General features: G+C 64.0%; 20 protein-coding genes. 12 read left to right on the forward strand and 8 right to left on the reverse strand.

Translation table 11 applies throughout. The annotated features are described in order from the left end of the window. Window positions 1–103 precede the first annotated feature (103 nt). Window positions 104–514 (forward strand): DUF2000 family protein, encoded by a 411-nt coding sequence (locus ABIB06_RS27515; protein WP_354046358.1) that lies wholly within the window; start codon window positions 104–106, stop codon window positions 512–514. A 166-nt stretch (window positions 515–680) separates the two neighbouring features. Here the strand turns inward: ABIB06_RS27515 and ABIB06_RS27520 are convergent, their stop codons facing one another. Genes ABIB06_RS27520 through ABIB06_RS27530 form a run of 3 tightly spaced genes read right to left on the reverse strand, consistent with a single transcriptional unit; the run spans window position 681 to window position 1,903 of the window. Next, window positions 681–1,094 (reverse strand): GFA family protein, encoded by a 414-nt coding sequence (locus ABIB06_RS27520; RefSeq protein WP_354046360.1) that lies wholly within the window; start codon window positions 1,092–1,094, stop codon window positions 681–683. 12 nt (window positions 1,095–1,106) lie between these two features. After that, window positions 1,107–1,571, reverse strand: coding sequence for an SRPBCC family protein (locus tag ABIB06_RS27525; RefSeq protein WP_354046361.1), 465 nt, complete (start codon window positions 1,569–1,571; stop codon window positions 1,107–1,109). After that, window positions 1,568–1,903, reverse strand: coding sequence for an ArsR/SmtB family transcription factor (locus ABIB06_RS27530; RefSeq protein WP_247338966.1), 336 nt, complete (start codon window positions 1,901–1,903; stop codon window positions 1,568–1,570). The genes ABIB06_RS27525 and ABIB06_RS27530 overlap by 4 nt, the downstream gene beginning before the upstream one ends. A gap of 109 nt (window positions 1,904–2,012) precedes the next feature. Between ABIB06_RS27530 and ABIB06_RS27535 the strand changes: the two genes are divergently transcribed. From ABIB06_RS27535 to ABIB06_RS27560, 6 genes are all read left to right on the forward strand, one after another. Continuing rightward, window positions 2,013–2,708: a TetR/AcrR family transcriptional regulator gene (locus tag ABIB06_RS27535; protein ID WP_354046363.1), complete on the forward strand. Its 696-nt coding sequence runs from the start codon at window positions 2,013–2,015 to the stop codon at window positions 2,706–2,708. Next, entirely contained in the window at window positions 2,705–3,646 is a 942-nt protein-coding gene (locus ABIB06_RS27540) for an HlyD family secretion protein (protein WP_354046365.1), read from the forward strand. The genes ABIB06_RS27535 and ABIB06_RS27540 overlap by 4 nt, the downstream gene beginning before the upstream one ends. Next, the gene (locus ABIB06_RS27545) at window positions 3,643–4,575 is read left to right on the forward strand and encodes an ABC transporter ATP-binding protein (protein WP_247338960.1); all 933 of its coding nucleotides are present in this window, start codon (window positions 3,643–3,645) and stop codon (window positions 4,573–4,575) included. Before ABIB06_RS27540 ends, ABIB06_RS27545 begins: the two co-directional genes overlap by 4 nt. Next, window positions 4,572–5,735, forward strand: a complete 1,164-nt coding sequence (locus tag ABIB06_RS27550; RefSeq protein WP_354046366.1) for an ABC transporter permease — start codon at window positions 4,572–4,574, stop codon at window positions 5,733–5,735. Before ABIB06_RS27545 ends, ABIB06_RS27550 begins: the two co-directional genes overlap by 4 nt. A 29-nt stretch (window positions 5,736–5,764) precedes the next feature. Next, a complete protein-coding gene (locus tag ABIB06_RS27555; protein WP_354046368.1) occupies window positions 5,765–7,072 on the forward strand; it encodes an adenylate/guanylate cyclase domain-containing protein in 1,308 nt (435 codons plus the stop codon). Window positions 7,073–7,297: 225 nt separating this feature from the next. Then, window positions 7,298–8,212 carry a PhzF family phenazine biosynthesis protein gene (locus tag ABIB06_RS27560; RefSeq protein WP_247338953.1) on the forward strand — a complete coding sequence of 305 codons (915 nt, stop codon included), beginning with the start codon at window positions 7,298–7,300 and terminating at the stop codon, window positions 8,210–8,212. Between the two features lie 204 nt (window positions 8,213–8,416). Here the strand turns inward: ABIB06_RS27560 and ABIB06_RS27565 are convergent, their stop codons facing one another. Continuing rightward, window positions 8,417–8,878, reverse strand: a complete 462-nt coding sequence (locus ABIB06_RS27565) for a DUF488 domain-containing protein (protein ID WP_247444518.1) — start codon at window positions 8,876–8,878, stop codon at window positions 8,417–8,419. Between the two features lie 8 nt (window positions 8,879–8,886). Next, a complete protein-coding gene (locus ABIB06_RS27570) occupies window positions 8,887–9,708 on the reverse strand; it encodes a DUF72 domain-containing protein (RefSeq protein WP_354069494.1) in 822 nt (273 codons plus the stop codon). Window positions 9,709–9,821: 113 nt separating this feature from the next. Here ABIB06_RS27570 and ABIB06_RS27575 point away from each other — a divergent pair, with 113 nt between their 5' ends. The 4 genes from ABIB06_RS27575 (at window position 9,822) to ABIB06_RS27590 (ending at window position 13,426) form a co-directional block, all read left to right on the forward strand. Then, entirely contained in the window at window positions 9,822–10,202 is a 381-nt protein-coding gene (locus ABIB06_RS27575; protein WP_247338945.1) for a hypothetical protein, read from the forward strand. Window positions 10,203–10,293: 91 nt separating this feature from the next. Next, the gene (locus ABIB06_RS27580) at window positions 10,294–10,497 is read left to right on the forward strand and encodes a hypothetical protein (protein WP_354046373.1); all 204 of its coding nucleotides are present in this window, start codon (window positions 10,294–10,296) and stop codon (window positions 10,495–10,497) included. A gap of 274 nt (window positions 10,498–10,771) precedes the next feature. Then, on the forward strand, window positions 10,772–11,917 hold the full coding sequence (locus ABIB06_RS27585; protein ID WP_354046375.1) for a glycosyltransferase family 2 protein: 1,146 nt from the start codon (window positions 10,772–10,774) through the stop codon (window positions 11,915–11,917). A 6-nt stretch (window positions 11,918–11,923) separates the two neighbouring features. Then, the gene (locus ABIB06_RS27590) at window positions 11,924–13,426 is read left to right on the forward strand and encodes a glycosyltransferase family 39 protein (protein ID WP_354046377.1); all 1,503 of its coding nucleotides are present in this window, start codon (window positions 11,924–11,926) and stop codon (window positions 13,424–13,426) included. 27 nt (window positions 13,427–13,453) lie between these two features. On the opposite strand, the gene ABIB06_RS27595 is transcribed toward ABIB06_RS27590, so the two are convergent. Continuing rightward, window positions 13,454–15,340, reverse strand: coding sequence for a CHASE2 domain-containing protein (locus ABIB06_RS27595; protein ID WP_354046379.1), 1,887 nt, complete (start codon window positions 15,338–15,340; stop codon window positions 13,454–13,456). A 77-nt stretch (window positions 15,341–15,417) separates the two neighbouring features. Next, complete coding sequence (locus ABIB06_RS27600; protein WP_354046381.1) at window positions 15,418–15,942, reverse strand: FecR domain-containing protein; 525 nt, start codon at window positions 15,940–15,942, stop codon at window positions 15,418–15,420. A gap of 654 nt (window positions 15,943–16,596) precedes the next feature. Between ABIB06_RS27600 and ABIB06_RS27605 the strand changes: the two genes are divergently transcribed. Further along, complete coding sequence (locus tag ABIB06_RS27605) at window positions 16,597–17,661, forward strand: DUF2778 domain-containing protein (protein ID WP_354046383.1); 1,065 nt, start codon at window positions 16,597–16,599, stop codon at window positions 17,659–17,661. Window positions 17,662–17,777: 116 nt separating this feature from the next. On the opposite strand, the gene ABIB06_RS27610 is transcribed toward ABIB06_RS27605, so the two are convergent. Next, window positions 17,778–18,416 carry a glutathione binding-like protein gene (locus tag ABIB06_RS27610; RefSeq protein ID WP_354046385.1) on the reverse strand — a complete coding sequence of 213 codons (639 nt, stop codon included), beginning with the start codon at window positions 18,414–18,416 and terminating at the stop codon, window positions 17,778–17,780. Between the last annotated feature and the right edge of the window lies 1 nt (window position 18,417).

Raw genomic sequence — 18,417 nt, forward strand, 5'->3', positions numbered from 1 at the left:
TCGCACCGTCTAACCAATTGATCCGATTCAAGTCACGCGGTGCAAAATCCCCGAAAATAGCGAAATCTCGCCTCTAACTGCGCAAGTTGGGTTAGGACTATGCATGCAGTTCGATACCAAGATCGCCATCGTGATCCGCGCCGATCTTGCCGCCTGGCAGAAGCTCAACGTCGCGTCCTTCCTCACAAGCGGCATCGCCGCGGCCTTTCCGGAATGCATCGGCGAACCCTATGAAGATGCATCAGGCACCAAATATCACGCGCTGATCGGCCAGCCGATCCTGATCTACGGCGCCGACGGTCAGGCGCTCGCGCGCGCGCTCGATCGGGCCCTGACGCGCAACGTCGCGGCGGCGGTCTACACCGAGGACATGTTCAAGACCACGCACGATGCCGCCAATCGCGAGGCGGTGAGGGCGGTGGTGCGCACTGACCTCAATCTCGTCGGTCTCGCAATGCGCGCCGAGCGCAAGGTGATCGACAAGATCGTCGATGGCTTGAAATTCCATAGCTGACGTAGGTGCTGGTTGGTTTCACCTCTCCCGCTTGCGGGAGAGGTCGGCGCAACGCGCCGGGTGAGGGTTCTCTCCACTAGGGGATTGTCCCGTTGGTGAGACACCCTCTCCCCAACCCTCTCCCGCAAGCGGGAGAGGGAGCACACCCCCACGTGGGGCCAGTTCCTCACCCCGGCGGCATGCCCTCAAACTTCGGCAGGTCCGGGTCGAGGCGATCCCAGTCATGACCGCGCGCGGCGTAGGTCACCACTTGCGGCTTGTAGCGGGCGGGCTCGTCGAGGCTTGCGGCGCGGATGGTGAAGATGTCAGGCATCGCCGCGAAGGTCATGTAGACCGGCAAGCCGCAGACGGAGCAGAAACCGCGAGTCTTCACGTTGCCGCTGTCGCCGACCATGTCCCAGTGCTTCGCCTCGCCCGTCACTGTGACACCGGCGCGCGCGAAGGTCATGTACGAGCCATGGCCGCTGCCGCTTTCCCGCTGGCAATCCCGGCACTGGCAGTGATTGCTGAACAGGGGCTCACTGGAGATCGAATAGCGGATCGAGCCGCAGGCGCAGCCGCCGGTAAAGGGCTTGGTCATTGCGATAACTCCTTACTTGTCTTCGCCGCTGATCTCGTCGAGCTGGCGGACGACCTTCTTCCAGCCGTCGCTCATGCCCGTGTAGGCCGATTCGTTCCTGGGTATGACGAAGCCCGCATGAACCAGACGGATCCGCGTGCCGGCCTCGACCCGGGTGAGGGACCACGTCACGACAGTGTCGAGCGGCGCGCCGTAGCCGGTGTTGCGCTCATCCCCGCCCTTCCAGGCGTAGACGAGGCGCCGGTTCGGCATGACTTCCAGGACGCGGCAATGGATGACGCCATCCCAGGCGCCGCCCGGCGTGGTCTGGTAGGTGAAAGTGTTGCCTTCGACGGCCTCGAAACCGGTCGGCGGCATCAGCCAGCGCGCGATCAGCTGGGCGCTGGTCAGCGCCTTCCAGATCGTCTCCGGCGCGTGAGGGAGCACCTCGTCGATGACGATGTCTTTTGTCTCGGCTTTCAATTCAACAGCACTCACGGATCGATCTCCTTCAAGAGGTCACGCAGGTTCTGGAAGCGCTCGCGCCAGAACACGCCGTAATGGTCCATCCAGGTGACCAGCGGCTCGAGTCCTTGCGGGGCGGCGCGGTAATAGACGTTGCGGCCCTCGGCGCGCTCGGCGACGAGGCCGGCCTGCTTGAGGGACTTCAAATGTTGCGAGATCGCGCCTTGGGTCACGCCGCTGCCGCGCGTGAGTTCGGCAACGCTGATCTCCTTGCTCTCGAATACGCGCTCGAATACGGCGCGCCGGGTTGGATCGGCGAGGGCGCGCATGACGCTGGTGACTGGGTTTCGGGCGGTTTCAATCATAGTAGTTCGATTAGCACTGGCTAATGAATTAGTCAAGACTAATTCATTAGCCGGGTTACGTCTGTGGCTCTGACTTGACAATGACTGACTAGTCAGTCACAAATCTGGCATGACCAGGAAGCCGACCAAAACCGCCACCCCGTCCGCAGCTCGAGCCAATGCGAAGGCCTCTGTGGTCGCCAGGAGCGACGAGGCGCCTGCGTCGAGCCGCGCCACGCGTGCGGCGGAACGGCGCGCGGCGATCGTGGACGCGGCGATGGAGGAGTTCATCGTGCGCGGCTTTACCGCGACACGGCTCGACGACATTGCTAAGCGCGCGGGCGTGGCGAAGGGCACGATCTATCTGCACTTCAAGGACAAGGAATCGATGTTCGAGGAGTTGGTGCGCACCGTGATCGTGCCCGTCGTGGCGAAGCTGAATGCGTTGCCGCCGCCGACAGGCTCGGTGCGCGATCTCGTCGAGGCTTTTGCCAGCAATTTTTTGAAGGAGGTCATCGGCACCAGGCGCGGCGATCTCGTGCGCCTGATCGTAGCGGAGGGGCCGCGCTTTCCTTCCGTCGCCGACTTCTACTACCGCGAGGTGGTTTCGCGCGGGATGGCCGGCATGCGCGCGCTGATCGAGCTCGGCATTGCTCGCGGCGAGATCCGCGAGAAGAACCTCGCGCGCTACCCGCAAATCCTGGTTGCGCCGGCGATGATCGCGGTGATCTGGCAGAGCCTGTTTGCGCGGCACGCGCCGCTTGATGCGCAGGACATGCTGCGGGTCCATCTCGATTTGATTTTTGGCGAACGGAGGACGACATGAGGTCGTCGCTAAACATCTCTCACCTCATCCTGAGGAGCGCGGAACGCGCGTCTCGAAGGATGCAGCCCCGGCTGTGGCCCTTCGCCCTTCGAGACGCCGCTTCGCGGCTCCTCAGGTTGAGCGGTCGACAACGGTTGCTCCCGCCAAACGCGATTCAGTTTTCGGCGCGGTTCTGTTCGATCGCGATTCTAGCCCTCGCAACCGGACTTGCCGGTTGCAAGGAGAAGCGCGATCCCGGCTTCCAGGGCTGGGTCGAGGCCGACATGATCTATGTCAGCCCGGACGAGGCCGGCCGCGTGACGAAGCTGAACATCCGCGAGGGCGACGAGGTCAAGGTCGGCGATCACCTTTATTCCGTCGACGACGATCTCCAGCTTGCCGACCTCAACCAGAACAAGGCGACGCTCGCGAATGCGCAGCAAACCTATGATCGCGCGGCTTCGCTGAGCAAGACCGGCTCGGGCACGCAGGCCAATCTCGATTCCGCGGTCTCCTCCTTGCGCGTTGCCGAGGCACGGGTGGCGACCTCGGAGACGCGGATGGCGCGGCGCAAAGGTTTTGCGCCAGTCGCCGGCACCATCCAGCAGATCTATTTTCGTGAGGGCGAGATGGTGGCGGCGCAGCGGCCCGTGCTTTCGATCATGCCGCCCGGCAACATGAAGCTGCGCTTCTTCGTGCCGGAGACCGAGTTGCCGAAGCTTGCGATCGGCGACACGGTGCGGATCGCTTGCGACAATTGCGCCGCCGATCTCACCGCAAAGATCTATTTCATTGCGACTTCGGCCGAATATACCCCGCCCGTCATCTACAGCCTCGAGGAGCGCAACAAGCTCGTCTACCTGATTCAGGCGCGGCCGTCGCGGCCCGACGCGTTGCGAGTCGGACAGCCGATCGACGTCTATCTCACTCCAAAAACCCCCGTGGCGGACAAGCGATGAGCGGCGACAACGGTATCGCGATCGACGTCAAGGGCCTGACTAAGTCGTTCGGCGGCCGCGAGGTCGTGCACGATCTGTCGATGCAGGTGAAGCGCGGCTCGATCTACGGCTTCCTCGGCCCGAACGGTTCGGGCAAGACGACGACCATCCGCATCCTCTGCGGCCTGCTCACGCCCGACAGCGGCGAGGGCACCTGTCTCGGCTACGACATCCGGCGCGACGCTGACAAGATCAAGCGCCAGGTCGGCTACATGACCCAGCGCTTCAGCCTCTATCAGGATCTCTCTGTCCGCGAGAACCTCGAATTCGTCGCGCGGCTGTATGGTCTTCGCGATGCCCGCGGCGCCGCGCGCGACATGATCAAGCGGCTGGGGCTCTCGGGCCGCGAGGAGCAGCTCGCGGGCGAACTCTCCGGCGGCTGGAAGCAGCGGCTGGCGCTAGGCGCCTGCACGCTGTCCAGTCCAAAATTGCTGCTGCTGGACGAGCCGACCGCCGGCGTCGATCCCAAGGCGCGGCGCGATTTCTGGAACGAGATCCATGCGCTCGCGGCCGACGGTCTCACCGTGCTGGTCTCGACCCACTACATGGACGAGGCCGAGCGCTGTCACGAGATTGCTTACATCGCCTATGGCCATCTGCTGGTGCACGGCACCGTGGAGGAGGTGATCGCCAAATCCGCGCTGACGACCTACACCGTGACAGGCGAGGGGCTGAACGAGCTCGCGGCCGGGCTCACCGGCAAGCCCGGAATCGACATGGTGGCGCCGTTCGGCACCTCGCTTCACGTTTCGGGGCGCGACGTCGCCGCGCTCGAAGCCAGCGTCGCGCCGTGGCAGGCGAAAAGCGGGCTGCACTGGAATAAATCGTCGCCGTCACTGGAGGACGTGTTCATCGAATTGATGGGCCGTTCCAAGGACAATTTCCAATGAGCGCCGTCGATCATCCCGAACCACAGCACGCGATCCGGGAGCGCTTTGGTTTCTGGACACGCTCCTATGCGATGCTGGTCAAGGAGTTTATCCAGCTCAAGCGCGATCGCGTGTCGTTCGCGATGATCGTGATGCTACCGGTGATGCAGCTCCTCTTGTTCGGCTATGCCATCAACACCACACCCCACAATCTGCCGAGTGCGGTGCTGCTCCAGGAGGACTCTGATCTCGCCCGCTCGATTCTGAAGGCGCTGGAGAACACCAAATATTTCCGCTTCCTCTACGAGGTGCACGACGTCGAGGATTTCGACAATCTCCTGAAATCCGGCAAGGTTCTGTTCGGCGTCGAGATTCCGCGCGGCTTCGAGCGGGCGGTGCGGCGCGGCGACAGACCGGCGCTGCTGGTCGCCGCCGACGCTACCGATCCGGTCGCAGCGAGCGCGGCGATCGGCTCACTCGGCATGGTCGTGCAGACCGCACTCAAGCACGATCTCTACATCGGCGATCCCCCGGAGATGCCGTTCGAGATCCGCGCACATGCGCGCTACAACCCCGCCGCGGCGTCGAGCCTCAACATCGTTCCCGGTCTCGTCGGCACCATCCTCACCATGACCATGCTGATCTTCACCGCGCTCTCGGTCACGCGCGAGGTCGAGCGCGGCACGATGGAGAACCTGCTGTCGATGCCGATCAAGCCAGTCGAGGTGATGTTCGGCAAGATCATCCCTTACGTGCTGGTCGGGTTCGTCCAGGCCTTCCTGATCATCGGCATCGGCGTCGTCCTGTTTGGCGTGCCGATACTCGGCAACCTGTTCCTGCTGGCCCTTCTGTCGACCCTGTTCATCAGCACTAATCTTGCGATCGGCTACACGATCTCGACGCTGGTGCAGAACCAGCTCCAGGCCATGCAGATGTCGATGATGTTCTTCCTGCCCAGCATTTTGTTGTCGGGCTTCATGTTTCCGTTCGCGGGCATGCCGGTCTGGGCGCAATATGTCGGCGAGTGCCTGCCGCTGACGCACTATTTGCGCATCGTCCGCGCCATCATGCTGAAGGGCGCGACCATGCAGAATTTGCGTTTCGATGCGCTGGCATTAGCGGTCCTGATGCTGCTCGCCATGACCATTGCCGTGACGCGCTTCCGCCGCACGTTGGATTAAGGCACAATGCCCCGGAATCGAGGGGTGGAATGGTCAGGTTCGCGAGCAGGAAGACGCGGCAGCACGCCGCGCTATCGGAGGATTTCGAGCGCGAGCTGACGCGAGAGGTGCTGCGCACCGAGCTGTTGCGGGTGCGGACGCTGATCCTCACGGGCTGCGTCATGACCGTGTTTCTCACTGCCATCTATCTGGTCGATCCAGCCGTCGTGAACCGGGTCTGGCGCGGGACGGAAGGCCTGGCCGAGGTCTACGGCCTGCTGGTCGGCTTCATCCTGTTCGAGGTCTGGGTCCACGTCCAGATCAGAAGGAACCTCCGGCTCGATCGCGACCTCCCGGTGATCAGGCGCTATATCGGTGCACTGATCGAAACGTCGCTGCCGACGCTGATCTTGATCCTGCAGATCCGGACCATGGGCGCGAGCCAGGCGCTCGGCTTTGCCGTGCCGCTGATGTATTTCATCTTCATCATTCTCTCGACACTGCGGCTGGATTTTCGGCTTTCGACCTTCACTGGCTTTGTCGCCGCAGCCGAGCTGCTCGCCGTGGCGCTGATCTACGATCGCGCCAGCGGCGTTGGTGAGCCGCAGACCTATTTCCATGCGGTGCGCAGCATCATCATCCTGGTCTGCGGCGTGCTCGCGGGCGCGGTCGGTGCGCAACTCCGGCGACAGTTTGCTGCGAGCATTGCCGCGGCCACCGCGCGCGACCGGGTGACGAACCTGTTCGGCCAGCACGTTTCTCCTCAGGTGGTGGAGCGGCTGATGGCGGCGGGAACCAGCGCAGGCGGCGACCTTCGCCGCGTCGCCGTGATGTTCGTCGATTTCCGCGGCTTCACTGCCGGCGCGCAGACGCGCACCCCGCAAGAGGTGGTCGACCGGCTCGATGGGGCCTTCGCCGTGCTCGTCGATATCCTCGATCGCGAGGGCGGCATCGTGAACAAATTTTTGGGCGACGGCTTTCTCGCGTTGTTCGGCGCGCCGCTGGAGGCCTCCGACGCCGTGCATCGCGCGGTCGCCGCAGGCCGCGAGATGCTGACCGCGATGGGCCGCATCAACGCCGAGACGAGCTGGCCGCTCAAAATCGGAATCGGCATCCATTTCGGCGAGGTCGTCGCCGGCAATATCGGCTCGCCCCGGCGCAAGGAATATACGGTCATTGGCGACACCGTGAACTTCGCCTCGCGGCTGGAGGCCCTGAACAAGGAGTTCGGCTCGCAGCTCTTGATCTCCGCGTCCGTTCGCGAAGCGCTGGGCGAGGACGGCAGCGATGCCGTCGCGCTCGGCGAGGTCGAGGTGCGCGGCTATGACCAGCCAGTGGCGGTGTTTCAATTGGGATAACGCACCGACAAATAGGAGCCGCCTTTTCGTTGAAGCGGGTCGTGCTTCGGTGAAGGCGCGTGATGAACTACCCTTGCATTTGTGGAAGCCGCTTCTCGGCTTCCAACACGTCTCCGCGATTGCTCCGATTGCTCCGAATATTGGGGCATGACGAGCGATGCCGCCGGCTTGTAGACTGCCGGCGATGCGGTCGGTTGTGGTCGCGACTTGCATGAGGAAATGAAGATGCAGCGCCGCTACATCACTGTCGACGTGTTCACCGACCGCGCCTTCGGCGGCAACCAGCTCGCCGTGGTGCTCGATGCCGGCAGGTTGTCGACCACGCAGATGCAGTCGATCGCGACCGAGTTCAACTATTCCGAGACGACCTTCGTGCTGCCGCCGCGCGACAAGGCGAATGATGCCGAGGTGCGCATCTTCACGCCGGTCAGGGAGCTTCCTTTCGCTGGCCATCCCAATGTCGGTACCGCCTTCGTGCTGGCGACGATCGCGAAGGAGCCGAAGTCGTGCCTGCGGTTCGAGGAGAAGGCCGGGCTGGTGCCGGTCGATATCTTTCGAGAGCAGGGCCAGGTCATCAGCACCGAGCTCACAGCGCCGCAGCCGCTGTCTCGGCTGTCGCAATTGTCTGCCGCTGATGCCGCGCGCTGCATCTCGCTCAGCGCTGAGGACATCAAGGTCGACCGGCACGCGCCGCAGGTCGTCAGCGTTGGAACGCCGTTTCTGGTGATCGAGGTGCATTCGCGCGATGCGCTCAAACGGGCGAGGCCCGACGCGGCGGCCTTCGGCAGGGTATTTCCGCGCGATGGCGCATTCTCGGCGTGGTTCTATACGCGCGATGTGCCTGCGGCAGAGGCGCCTTGCGAGCGCCAGGCGCGGATGTTCATGCGCGGCGCCAGCGGCCTCGTGGAGGATCCCGCCACCGGCAGTGCCACGGTCGCAGCCGCCGCGCTGTTCGCCGATCTCGATTCAGCGCGCGACGGTGAATTGAAGCTGACGGTCGGCCAGGGCTTTGACATGGGCAGGCCGAGCATCCTGCTGACGCGCGTGCGCAAGCAGGACGGCAAGATCGTCTCAGCCCATGTCGGCGGCAGCTGCGTGCAGATGATGGAAGGGACGTTCCGGTTGGCGGGTGAGGGATAGGCCTGTCCACCCGTCATTTCGGGCTCGCGCCACAGCCCAAGATAAGCCCGTCATCCTGACGTGCGAGCACTTGCGGGCCTCCAAGGATGCACGGCTGCTGCATTGGCGTCACGCCGTCGTCCTTCGAGGGCCGCTGAGGAAGCGGCCACCTCAGGATGACGGCTACGGTTAAAGCCGTCGTTTCGTCCTCCCGCGCGAAGAGGGCTAGACCTGCCGGCCCGCCAAATTCCTCACCTCTACCCCATCCCGCTCCTCGATCACCTCCGCGATCATCTGGCGGTGGCAGTGGGTATGGTCGCGCTCGTAGCAGAGCAGGCACACGGGGCCTGCCTTCTTCACAAGCGCCGCAAGCTCGTCCATCTCTTCCCTGGCCTGGGGCGTCTTCAGGTGCTTTGCGTAGATCTTTTCCAGCACATCGTATTGCCCGCTGCGGGCGGCGAGGCGGCCTTCCTTGGGTGTGCCGAGGGCGGCGAGATGGACATAGGCGATGCCGCGTTCATCGAGGCCTGCGGATAACTGATTCTTGGAAAAGCCGGGCCGGCGCGATGACGTCACCGCGCGCACGTCGACAACGAGCTTGACGCCGGCTCGCTCCAGCTCGTCGAGCACGGCCTTGGGCGGCGTCTGCTCATAGCCGATGGTGAAGAGTTTTTTTGCCTTTGCCATGAAACACCTCAGGTCACTCGCGCGATCAGTTCCATGGCGCCGGCCGGCGCGCGCACCTTGCCCTCGTGGATGACATACGCAAACACGTCGCGCGGCTCCTTCTTCGGCTTGGCCTGGTCGACCTTCGGCAGGTCATCGGGTTCACTTCCCTCGGCCCAGTCCTGAAACCGCTTGGCCCAGGCATCGAGCTGCTTCGGCGGATAGCAGGTCTTGATCTCGTCATTGCCCTTCTGGAGCCGCGCATAGACGAAATCGCCGGCAACGTCGGCGATCGCCGGATATTTCCCGTGTTCGGCAAACACGACGGGCGTCTCGAATTCGCGGATCAGCGCGACGAAGTCTGGCGTGCAAAAACTGTCGTGACGGACCTCGACGACATGGCGCAGCGCGCGCCCCTCGAGCTTGCGCGGCAACAGCTCGAGGAACTTGCCGAAATCGGCGGCGTCGAATTTCTTGGTCGGCGCGAACTGCCACAGCACCGGCCCAAGATGATCGCCGAGTTCCAGCACGCCGGAATCATAGAAACGCTTGATGGAATCGCCGGCTTCCGCCAGCACGCGGCGATTGGTGGCGAAGCGCGGTCCCTTCAATGAAAACACGAAACCCTCCGGTACTTCGCCTGCCCATTTGCGAAAGCTCTCCGGCTTCTGCGAGCCGTAATAGGTGCCGTTGATCTCGATCGAGGTCAGCTTCGAGGCCGCGTAGGACAGCTCCTTCGCCTGCGTCAGCTTCTCCGGATAGAACACGCCGCGCCAAGGCTCGAAAGTCCAGCCGCCGATGCCGATGAAGATGTTGCCGGATTTTTTGGACGCGGTTTTTGCTTTGGCCACGGGAGGACTCGCATCGAGGGGAGGGACCTCATCCTAGTCAAACCAGATGTGATTGGCCAGTTGCGACGCCCCGTCTAAGGTCGCGACAGGACCCGCAAAAAAAGGAGAACAAGATGCGGATGCTGATGGTGGGAGCGGCGCTCGTTATGATGACATCTGCTGCCATGATATCTTCAGTCATGGCCGACGATGACGATGCCAAGGGTGCGCAGAAGCTCGCCATGCAGGGCCGCGACGATTACTGGCATTGCCTGGCGCGGGAATATTCGCGTGATAGCAATCAGGGCAAGTCTGAGCAGGATTTCGGCCGCTCGGTCGCCGGCGCCTGTCCGTCGGAGCGGCAATATTACCGTGTGGCGCTGCTCGACTTTCTCACCACGCAGTATCCGACCATCGATGGCGGCGCCCATCTCGCCACCGCGAACAGGGCCGTGGAAGCGGCGCAGAAGGACATCGTGACGGCCTTCGTCAAGCACAGGCCGCCCCAGAAATAGCCCCCTTGAGTGTTGGCGTCCCGCAAGCCCTTCCGGCTGTGCGCTGATCCATGGTATCAGTTGGGGGCATCTGGAACAGGGATGGGTTTCCATGTCGTCTGAGTCGGTGGGTGGCATTTTGGGGGCGATCGTCGCGGCGATCGTGCTTGCGGTCGCCGTCGTCTTCGGGCCGATCGGCCAGTACGGCAAGCCGCCCAAGCCCGTGAAAGTTGACCCGGCCGCGGCTACGGCGCCGGCGGCCCCTGCCGCGCCGGCGCCACGCGGGCCGGTGATTAAGGAAGTCCCGAACCAATAAAGGCCTGAAAAGGGCGCCTTTCGCCCCTTGCAAACCGGCTTTGTCGTTCCTATTTAGTTTCTAACGGCGACGTTGAGCGAAAAACTCCGGCGCTGGAACGACCTTGGGATAGCTCAGGCTGCGCCGGATGTACGCGCGGCCCGCCGTTCCGGGGTCGTTGGCATTTTAGGGCCCCCTTTGGGTCGTTCTCCAGAGAACCCCCGGCTTGGTAGCGCAAGTTCTTGGTAGCGCAAGTTCTTGGCAGCGCAAGACGCGGCGGATATACGCTGCCCTCATGAACGAAGCGATCAGACCGGGCTCCGACAACCCGCCGCAGGCCCCGCAGGCGGCTTCCCCATCGCCGGAATTGTCGGTCGTCGTCCCGACCTTCAACGAGCGCGACAATGTCACGGTGCTGTACCGGCGGCTGGAGGCAGTGCTGGCCGACATCGCCTGGGAAGTCGTGTTCGTCGATGATAATTCGCCTGATGGCACCTGGGACGTCGTGCGCGCGCTGGCCCGGCGCGACCGCCGCGTGCGCTGTGTCCGCCGTATCGGCCGCCGCGGCCTGTCGGGGGCCTGCATCGAGGGCATCCTGGCCTCAAGCGCGCCCTATGCGGCCGTGATCGACGCCGACCTCCAGCACGACGAGACGCAGCTGCCGAAAATGCTGTCGCTGCTCGCGAGCGGGCAGGCCGAGCTCGTGGTCGGCAGCCGCTACATCGAGGGCTACAAGAGCGAAGGCTTCAACAAGCAGCGCGCCGGCGCCAGTGCATTGGCGACCGAGCTCGCCAGGAAGGCGCTGCGGGTCGAGATCGCCGATCCCATGAGCGGCTTCTTCATGGTTCGCCGCGACCGCTTCGAGCAGCTCGCGCCGAAACTTTCCGTGCACGGCTTCAAGATCCTGCTCGACCTCGTCGCGAGCGCGAACGGCACCTTGCGCGCCATCGAAATTCCCTACACGTTCGGAGAGCGCCAGCACGGCGAAAGCAAACTCGATTCCATGGTCGCGCTGGATTTTCTCGGCCTGGTGCTGGCGAAGTTCACCAACGATGCTGTCTCGCTACGCTTCCTGCTGTTCGCGATGGTCGGCGGCATCGGCCTCGTGGTGCATCTCACCACCCTGTTCATATCGCTTGAGCTGTTCAAGCAGCCGTTCGCGGAAGCGCAGGCCTCCGGCGCCATCATCGCGATGACCAGCAATTTCGTCCTCAACAACTTCCTCACCTATCGCGACCAGCGGCTGAAGGGCTTTGCGCTGCTGCGCGGCCTGATCGCGTTCTACATCGTGTGCAGCGTCGGCCTGCTCGCCAATGTCGGCGTCGCCTTCTCGGTCTACGACCAGGAGCCGATCTGGTGGCTTGCGGGTGCGGCCGGTGCGCTGATGGGCGTGGTGTGGAACTACGCGATGTCCGGACTGTTCGTCTGGCGCAAGAAGTAGCTCACGATGGGCGGGGCTGACGCGCGGATCGTCCGCAATACGGCGCTGGTGATCCTTGCGCTGGTCGGCTTGCGGCTCGTCGCAGCCGCATTCACGCCGATCACCTTCGACGAAGCCTATTACTGGATGTGGTCGAAGAACCTCGCCGGGGGGTATTACGATCACCCGCCGATGGTTGCCTACGTCATCCGCGCCGGCACCATGATCGCCGGCGACACCGAGCTCGGCGTCCGCCTGGTATCGATCCTGCTTGCGCTGCCTATGAGCTACGCGATCTATCGCTCCGCCGCGATCCTGTTCGGCGGCGCGCGGGTGGCGGCGACCAGCGCCATCCTGCTCAACGTGACGCTGCTGGCCTCGGTCGGAACGCTGATCGTCACGCCCGATGCGCCGCTTCTGGTTGCCTCCAGCTTCGTGCTGTTCTTTCTCGCAAAAGTGCTGGAAACCGGTCGCGGCGCCTGGTGGCTCGCGGTCGGCGTAGCCGTCGGCGCGGCGCTGTTGTCGAAATACACCGCGATGTTCTTTGGCCTGGCGATCCTGATCTGGCTCGCGACCGTGCCGAAACTGCGGCATTGGTTTCTCTCGCCCTGGCCCTATCTCGGTGGCCTCGTTGCGCTCGCGCTGTTCTCGCCGGTGATCCTCTGGAATGCGGACCATCAATGGGTCTCGTTCGCAAAGCAGCTCGGCCGCGCCAAGATCGAGGACTTTCGGCCGGTCTTTATCGCCGAGCTGATTCCGACCCAGATCGCGTTCGCAACTCCGCTCGTCTTCATCCTCGGCGCAATGGGGCTGCACGCGCTGACCTGGCGCCGCGCCGGCGCGCTGGCCTCGCGCGTGCTGATCGAGACGATGTTCTGGACCGTCGTCGCCTATTTCGTCTGGCATTCGCTGCATGCCCGCGTCGAGGCCAACTGGTTCGCGCCGGTCTATCCGCCCTTCGTTATCGCGGCGGCCGCCGCCGCCAATCTCGTGCAGTGGAAGCCGCGCCAGCGGCGCCTGGCGGATTTCTGCCTGCGCTGGGCTGCGCCCGTGGGCATCGTGATGTTTGCCGCGCTGATCGTGCAGGCCAACACCGGTTGGCTGTCCCTCTATCGCCGCGATGCGACCGTGCGCAGCGTCGGCGTCGGCTGGCGCGAGCTTGCCGCGGAGATCGAAGCCGTGCGCGCCCGCAATGGCGCGACCTGCGTGCTTGCGCCTGACTACGGCACCACGGGCTGGCTCGCTTTCTATCTGCCGCGCGGCACCTGTGTGGCCCAGCAGAACCAGCGCATCCGCTGGGTCAACATGGCCGAGCCAGACCCAAAGCTGCTTGCCGGCAAGATGATCTATGTCGACGAGCTGCGCAGCGACGGCCATCCCGCCGTCCACGACCTTTTTGCGAAGGTGACGCAAATTGCGCAATTGCAGCGCAAGCGCGGTCCGCTCGTGGTCGAGACCTACGGCATCGATCTGCTCGAAGGCGCCAAGGGCGACGTGCTGGACCGCTCGCCGCCGCCGGAAGCGCGGTAGCTCTTCGTCGGGACGACGGCGGAGCCTTCAGTCGATCATCTCAGCCTTGGTCATGGCCTGGTTCGGCCTGTTCTGGTCGCGCCAGAACCACACGGTCACGATGCCGGAGCGGCCGCGGACCTGCGTGAGCAGGGGGCCCGTCAGAATGCCGTCGGGAGCGCCGTGGAAGTCGGCCGTATCCAGCAGAACATCGCTGAGCGCGAGGCGCGCGTCGTTCTGGACGGCGACCTCCATTAACCGGCTCGCGACATTGACGGTGTCGCCCGTCGCCGTGATGTGCTGATGGCTTTCGCCGAGGCGGGAGGCGACGATCGGGCCGAAATGCGCGCCGATCTTGAAGCCGAGCTGATCCCTGATCGCAGGGGGCAATGACACGATCCAGCGTTCGACGCCGCGGTGCAGGTCGATCGCGCATTTCAGCGCGCGTGCGGCGTCGTCGGGCATCGCGCCGGGCAGGCCGAACAGGATCATGGCGCCGTCGCCGAGAAAGCCGCTGATCATGCCGCCGCAATCGACCGCGGCCTTGTCGATCAGCGCGTGAAACGCCTTCAGAATGTCCTGGAGCTCGTCCGGATCGATTCGCTCGCTCAGCGCCGTGAAACCGGAGAGATCGATGAAGACCACGGCCGCGTCCTGCCGGACGGGTTTTGACAGGAAATTCGGATCGCGCGCCAACCAGTCCTGCACGGCGGGTGCCTGGAATTGCGCGAGCGACCGGCTCTTCGCGGCAAGATATTGCGTGCGCCGGCCTCCCGCCCACAGCTGCACGCCGCCGAAGACCACCACCGGCGGCACTGCCGCGGCGAGCGTGGTCGCGGCATTCAGCCAGACGCCGTGCGTGAACGCGAACAGATTGAGCCCGGCCCAGGCGATCATCACCCCGGCCGCCGCGACGAGGCCGAGCGCGCTGCGCCGCCAGGCGAGCAGGCCCACCAGCAGCATTGGCAACAGGATCGCGATGAGCGCGTCGGCGATGTGGACCTTGCGGTCACGCACGATGCCGTCACCGGCGACGAGATGGGTGATCGCGGTCGAGACCACCTCGACGCCGGGCATCAGGGAATCGAACGGTGTCGGATAGAAGTCACCGCCGCCTGCGACCGAGGCGCCGATCACGACAATCCGGTTCTCGATCGCCGAGCGATTGAGCGTGCCGTCGAAGATGCTCTGCGCGCTGACAGTGCGGATGGTGCGGCGCGGGCCGTAATAAGTGATCGGCAGCGCGAAATCGGTGTCGGTCGGCACCGTGCGGTCGCCGAGCAGGAGGTGGTCCGGCGCGATCGTCAGCGGCTTGTCGAGCGCGCGTATCGCGACGCGCAGCGGAAATGACAGCTCGACCTTGTCGCTCGTCCGGAACAGCATCGGCACCGAGAGCGGCGAACCGGATTGTCCGGTCGCAACGTTGACGACGCCGACCTCGGCGTGGTCGGCGAATGCCGGCAAGGGCAGCAGGAAGCGCTCGGCCTGCGGCAGCACGGCGAGGGGGCCCTGACTGCTGGGTGCCACGGTCTCGCTGGCGGACGGGAAGATTGCCGCAGCGGCGAGGACCATGGGACCGGTAGCCAGCGTATTTGCCAGCGTGGCGTCACCGATCGCAGCGCTGCGGTCGACCAGCAGCAGGTCGATCGCGACGACCTTCGGCTTGAATTGCACGATGGTGTCGACGACACGGGCGAGATCGGCGCGTGGCAGCGGATAGCTGCCGCCGCGCTTGACGACGGTGTCGTCGATCGCGACGATGGTGACGAGATCGGGTGGAGCCTGTACGCCGCGGACCTGCGTCCGCCAATCCGTCAGCGTCGCCTCGAGGCGATCGAGAAAGCGAAGATGACCGTTGGCGTGGCCGGCATAGATGCCCGCGCCCCACAGGGCGGTAAGGGCGAGTGCCATCAGGATCTGAACGCGTCTTTTCATTACGTCGTACTGCAATCTTCTCTGTTGTCAGGGCCTGACTGATCGGGCCGTATCGACCAAGCCTTATTGGCCAAGTCCTATTGACCGAGTCTTGCCATCAGCGCATCGACGCGCGGCTGGCCCCATGTCTTGACGGTCAACGGACCGGTCGCTTCCACGTCGACCCCTTCACCGGGGGCTAAAACGACGCCGCGTCCGCGGCTCCTGCGGCTGACGCCGACACGGCCGTCGGCGACGAAGACGGAGGTCTTGGCCTCCGTGACATCGACCGCCCATTTCGTGCCGCGCACCGCGGCGATCGCCTGCGGCGTCAGCACCTTGAAGGGAGTGCCGCCGGGCTTCTTGGGGACCTCGACCAGCAGCGCTTTGCTGCTCAACTCCACGGAGTCTATATGTCCGTCGCGGTTGGCGTCCTTAAGTTCAAATCTGGCGCCGCTTTCCGCAACGATCGTGATGCCGTTGTCGCAACGCCAGGTCTGTGTGCCTGCGGTCGACGGTGACGCCGTGCAGCCGGCATTGGCAGCAGGCTGCGCAATCGCAGATCCGATCAACAGAAACGACGATGCCAGAGTGAAAAATCCAGCGCGTGCGATCGCTCTCATGCCAGCCTCCGTTTGCGTGCCCGGCGCAGTTCAAGGCGATGTTGATACGGTACCGTATCGTACGCAGAGGCTGCTGAAAAGTGCCGAGGCAGCAGCTATTTTCTCGGCACGGTTTTTTCCAGACCGGTGCGATCAACTTTCGGTCAGGGTCTTTCTCCTCCCACCGTTCTGACGGGGAGAGGCGAAGCACATCGCATCACGCGCGGAGCGACAAAGGCGGCGTCCACCAGCCTGGCGCAACGCTTCGCCGCTATGGTCGGCGGCATTGAAGACCACGAAAACGACTTGGTTGGATGCGTTTAGAAATGCGGTCGGAGACGTTCGCTGACCGCATCGATCCGGCCGAGAATTATAGTTAACAGATGCGCTTAAGTCCGTAGTTCTGCGGGCTTTTTTCTCGAAATGGGACGACGTTAATGCATTGCCCCACATTCGCCCGAACTTAATCCGCATTTAACTAAAAGTGGCCCTAATGACGCTCCGCCCCTCTGCGAGATGCTGTTCCCGGATCGTGACCAGCGGCGCTTCGAAGGGGGATTGAGTGACACCGTTCTGGACGCAAGGCGAATGAGTACGAGTATCGCTGCGCAAGGTATCGCGGCACGGAAGTCCAAAGAATTATCGAGCAATTCTTATCGGAAGCCTTCCCGAAAAATGACCACCCAAAACGCGCTTGGCGCCGCCGTGATCGGCTGCGTCGTGCTTGGTGCGGGCTGGACCGTCTACAGCAACATTTTTGCCGCCAGCGTCTATCCGACCGTCGGCAGCAGCGCCTACGACGAGCCCGTGATCAAGCGGGCGCCCAGGGTCGCACTGCGCGAAGCCGGTGAGGCCGTCAAGGAAGCCTTTGCGCTCTTGCCCGACCGGTTGCAGGTGGCCGCGCCAATCTCGCGCGAGATGTTCAACGATCGCTTTGCCGCCGCTGCGACCCAAGGCGTGACATCGAATGCAGCGAGCGCCGCGCCCGCAACCAAGGTAGCCGAAGCCACGGCGAAGCCGAGCGTGATCGCGAGGGTCGCGGAAGTCCTGAAGTCAGGTCCCGCCAAGATCGCTGACGCTGCGAAGTCCAAGCGCGCCGACGCGCCGGTGCAGCTTGCCTCGGCAGATCCGGCCGAAATCGTGCCGGCGCCGGAGGCGAAGCCAAAATCGTTCGCCGATCGCGCCAAGGCCGCGGTGATGTCAGTTACCAGGCCGCGGCAGTCGATGGTGGAAAAGCTCTGGGGCAAGCGTGAGCCGTCCGGCGGCCTGCTCGCCTATGCCTCGGCCGATGCGAGCGTGACCGCTTCCATCGCGCCGAAGGAGCAGAACCCCATGCTCGGCGGTTCGGCGCCTTATGACCGCTCCACCGCGGTCTACGACATCAGCGCGAAGACGGTGTATCTGCCCGACGGCACCAAACTCGAGGCACATTCCGGCCTCGGCTCTAATCTCGACGATCCCCGTTCCTCGCGCATCCGCATGCGTGGCGTGACGCCGCCACATATCTACGACCTGAAGCCGCGCGAAGCGCTGTTTCACGGCGTGCCTGCGCTGCGCCTGACCCCGATCGGCGGCGAGAGCGCGATCTACGGCCGCGACGGCCTGCTCGCGCACACCTTCATGCTCGGCCCGAATGGCGACTCCAACGGCTGCGTGTCGTTCAAGGACTACTACGCGTTCCTCGACGCCTATCGCAACAAGGGCATCCGCAGGCTCGCGGTTCTGGCGCGAGTGGAGTGATCTCGGCTCATTCCAGATGATATAAAGGGCCGCTTGTTGCGGCCCTTTTTCGCGCTTCGTTTCAGCCCGGCTGCGGTCGTTATGGAACCCTCACATCTGGCGGCCGTGGCATCCCGTCACGCCGGGCTCGCCGCCACGGTCTTGCGCAGCGCCATCTCGGTTGCGATCGCCGACCGCACTGCGGGGCGCGCCTGCATGCGCGCGAGATAAGCCGACAGGGACGGCCATTGCGCAATGTCGACGCCTGCCGGACGGAGCAGCAGCAAGGCCCAAATGAGGTGGGCATCCGCGACGGTGAATCTGTTACCGACCAGGAATTCGCGGTCCGCCAGATGCGTGGCTGGCACCGACAATGTCTGTGTAATCCTTGCCCGCGGCTTGGCGAGCGAGGCGTTGTCCTTGTACCAGAAGGTCGGAAACAGGAACGCCTTGTGGATCTCGGCGCCGATGAAGCTCAGCCATTCCTGCAAGCGGTAGCGGTCGGGATCGCCGAAGCGCGGCGCGAGGCCGGCCTCGGGTTTCAGATCAGCAATGTATTGCAGTACCGCCGCGCTCTCGGTTAGCCGCTCGCCGTTCTCCAGCACCAGGACCGGCACCGCGCCCTTCGGCGACACGCCGAGGAAATCGCTGCCGTCGTCCACGACTGTCTTGGTCCAGATATGGGCGAGGAGATACTGCGCCTCGACGTCGGCCTCGGTCAGCGCGATACGGCTGGCGAGCGAGCATGCCATCGGAAAGAAATAGAGTTGCAGCATC

Source organism: Bradyrhizobium sp. LB8.2 (assembly GCF_040548035.1).
Lineage (GTDB): Bacteria > Pseudomonadota > Alphaproteobacteria > Rhizobiales > Xanthobacteraceae > Bradyrhizobium.

What these genes read in the sequence shown, in the direction of transcription:
- ABIB06_RS27595 (WP_354046379.1), bottom strand. Translation starts at nt 15,340, where the DNA reads ATGAAAAGACGCGTTCAGATCCTGATGGCACTCGCCCTTACCGCCCTG.
- ABIB06_RS27575 (WP_247338945.1), top strand. Translation starts at nt 9,822, where the DNA reads ATGCGGATGCTGATGGTGGGAGCGGCGCTCGTTATGATGACATCTGCT.
- ABIB06_RS27530 (WP_247338966.1), bottom strand. Translation starts at nt 1,903, where the DNA reads ATGATTGAAACCGCCCGAAACCCAGTCACCAGCGTCATGCGCGCCCTC.
- ABIB06_RS27535 (WP_354046363.1), top strand. Translation starts at nt 2,013, where the DNA reads ATGACCAGGAAGCCGACCAAAACCGCCACCCCGTCCGCAGCTCGAGCC.
- ABIB06_RS27555 (WP_354046368.1), top strand. Translation starts at nt 5,765, where the DNA reads ATGGTCAGGTTCGCGAGCAGGAAGACGCGGCAGCACGCCGCGCTATCG.
- ABIB06_RS27545 (WP_247338960.1), top strand. Translation starts at nt 3,643, where the DNA reads ATGAGCGGCGACAACGGTATCGCGATCGACGTCAAGGGCCTGACTAAG.
- ABIB06_RS27610 (WP_354046385.1), bottom strand. Translation starts at nt 18,416, where the DNA reads ATGCTGCAACTCTATTTCTTTCCGATGGCATGCTCGCTCGCCAGCCGT.
- ABIB06_RS27585 (WP_354046375.1), top strand. Translation starts at nt 10,772, where the DNA reads ATGAACGAAGCGATCAGACCGGGCTCCGACAACCCGCCGCAGGCCCCG.
- ABIB06_RS27515 (WP_354046358.1), top strand. Translation starts at nt 104, where the DNA reads ATGCAGTTCGATACCAAGATCGCCATCGTGATCCGCGCCGATCTTGCC.
- ABIB06_RS27550 (WP_354046366.1), top strand. Translation starts at nt 4,572, where the DNA reads ATGAGCGCCGTCGATCATCCCGAACCACAGCACGCGATCCGGGAGCGC.
- ABIB06_RS27580 (WP_354046373.1), top strand. Translation starts at nt 10,294, where the DNA reads ATGTCGTCTGAGTCGGTGGGTGGCATTTTGGGGGCGATCGTCGCGGCG.
- ABIB06_RS27605 (WP_354046383.1), top strand. Translation starts at nt 16,597, where the DNA reads ATGACCACCCAAAACGCGCTTGGCGCCGCCGTGATCGGCTGCGTCGTG.
- ABIB06_RS27560 (WP_247338953.1), top strand. Translation starts at nt 7,298, where the DNA reads ATGCAGCGCCGCTACATCACTGTCGACGTGTTCACCGACCGCGCCTTC.
- ABIB06_RS27590 (WP_354046377.1), top strand. Translation starts at nt 11,924, where the DNA reads ATGGGCGGGGCTGACGCGCGGATCGTCCGCAATACGGCGCTGGTGATC.
- ABIB06_RS27565 (WP_247444518.1), bottom strand. Translation starts at nt 8,878, where the DNA reads ATGGCAAAGGCAAAAAAACTCTTCACCATCGGCTATGAGCAGACGCCG.
- ABIB06_RS27520 (WP_354046360.1), bottom strand. Translation starts at nt 1,094, where the DNA reads ATGACCAAGCCCTTTACCGGCGGCTGCGCCTGCGGCTCGATCCGCTAT.
- ABIB06_RS27600 (WP_354046381.1), bottom strand. Translation starts at nt 15,942, where the DNA reads ATGAGAGCGATCGCACGCGCTGGATTTTTCACTCTGGCATCGTCGTTT.
- ABIB06_RS27540 (WP_354046365.1), top strand. Translation starts at nt 2,705, where the DNA reads ATGAGGTCGTCGCTAAACATCTCTCACCTCATCCTGAGGAGCGCGGAA.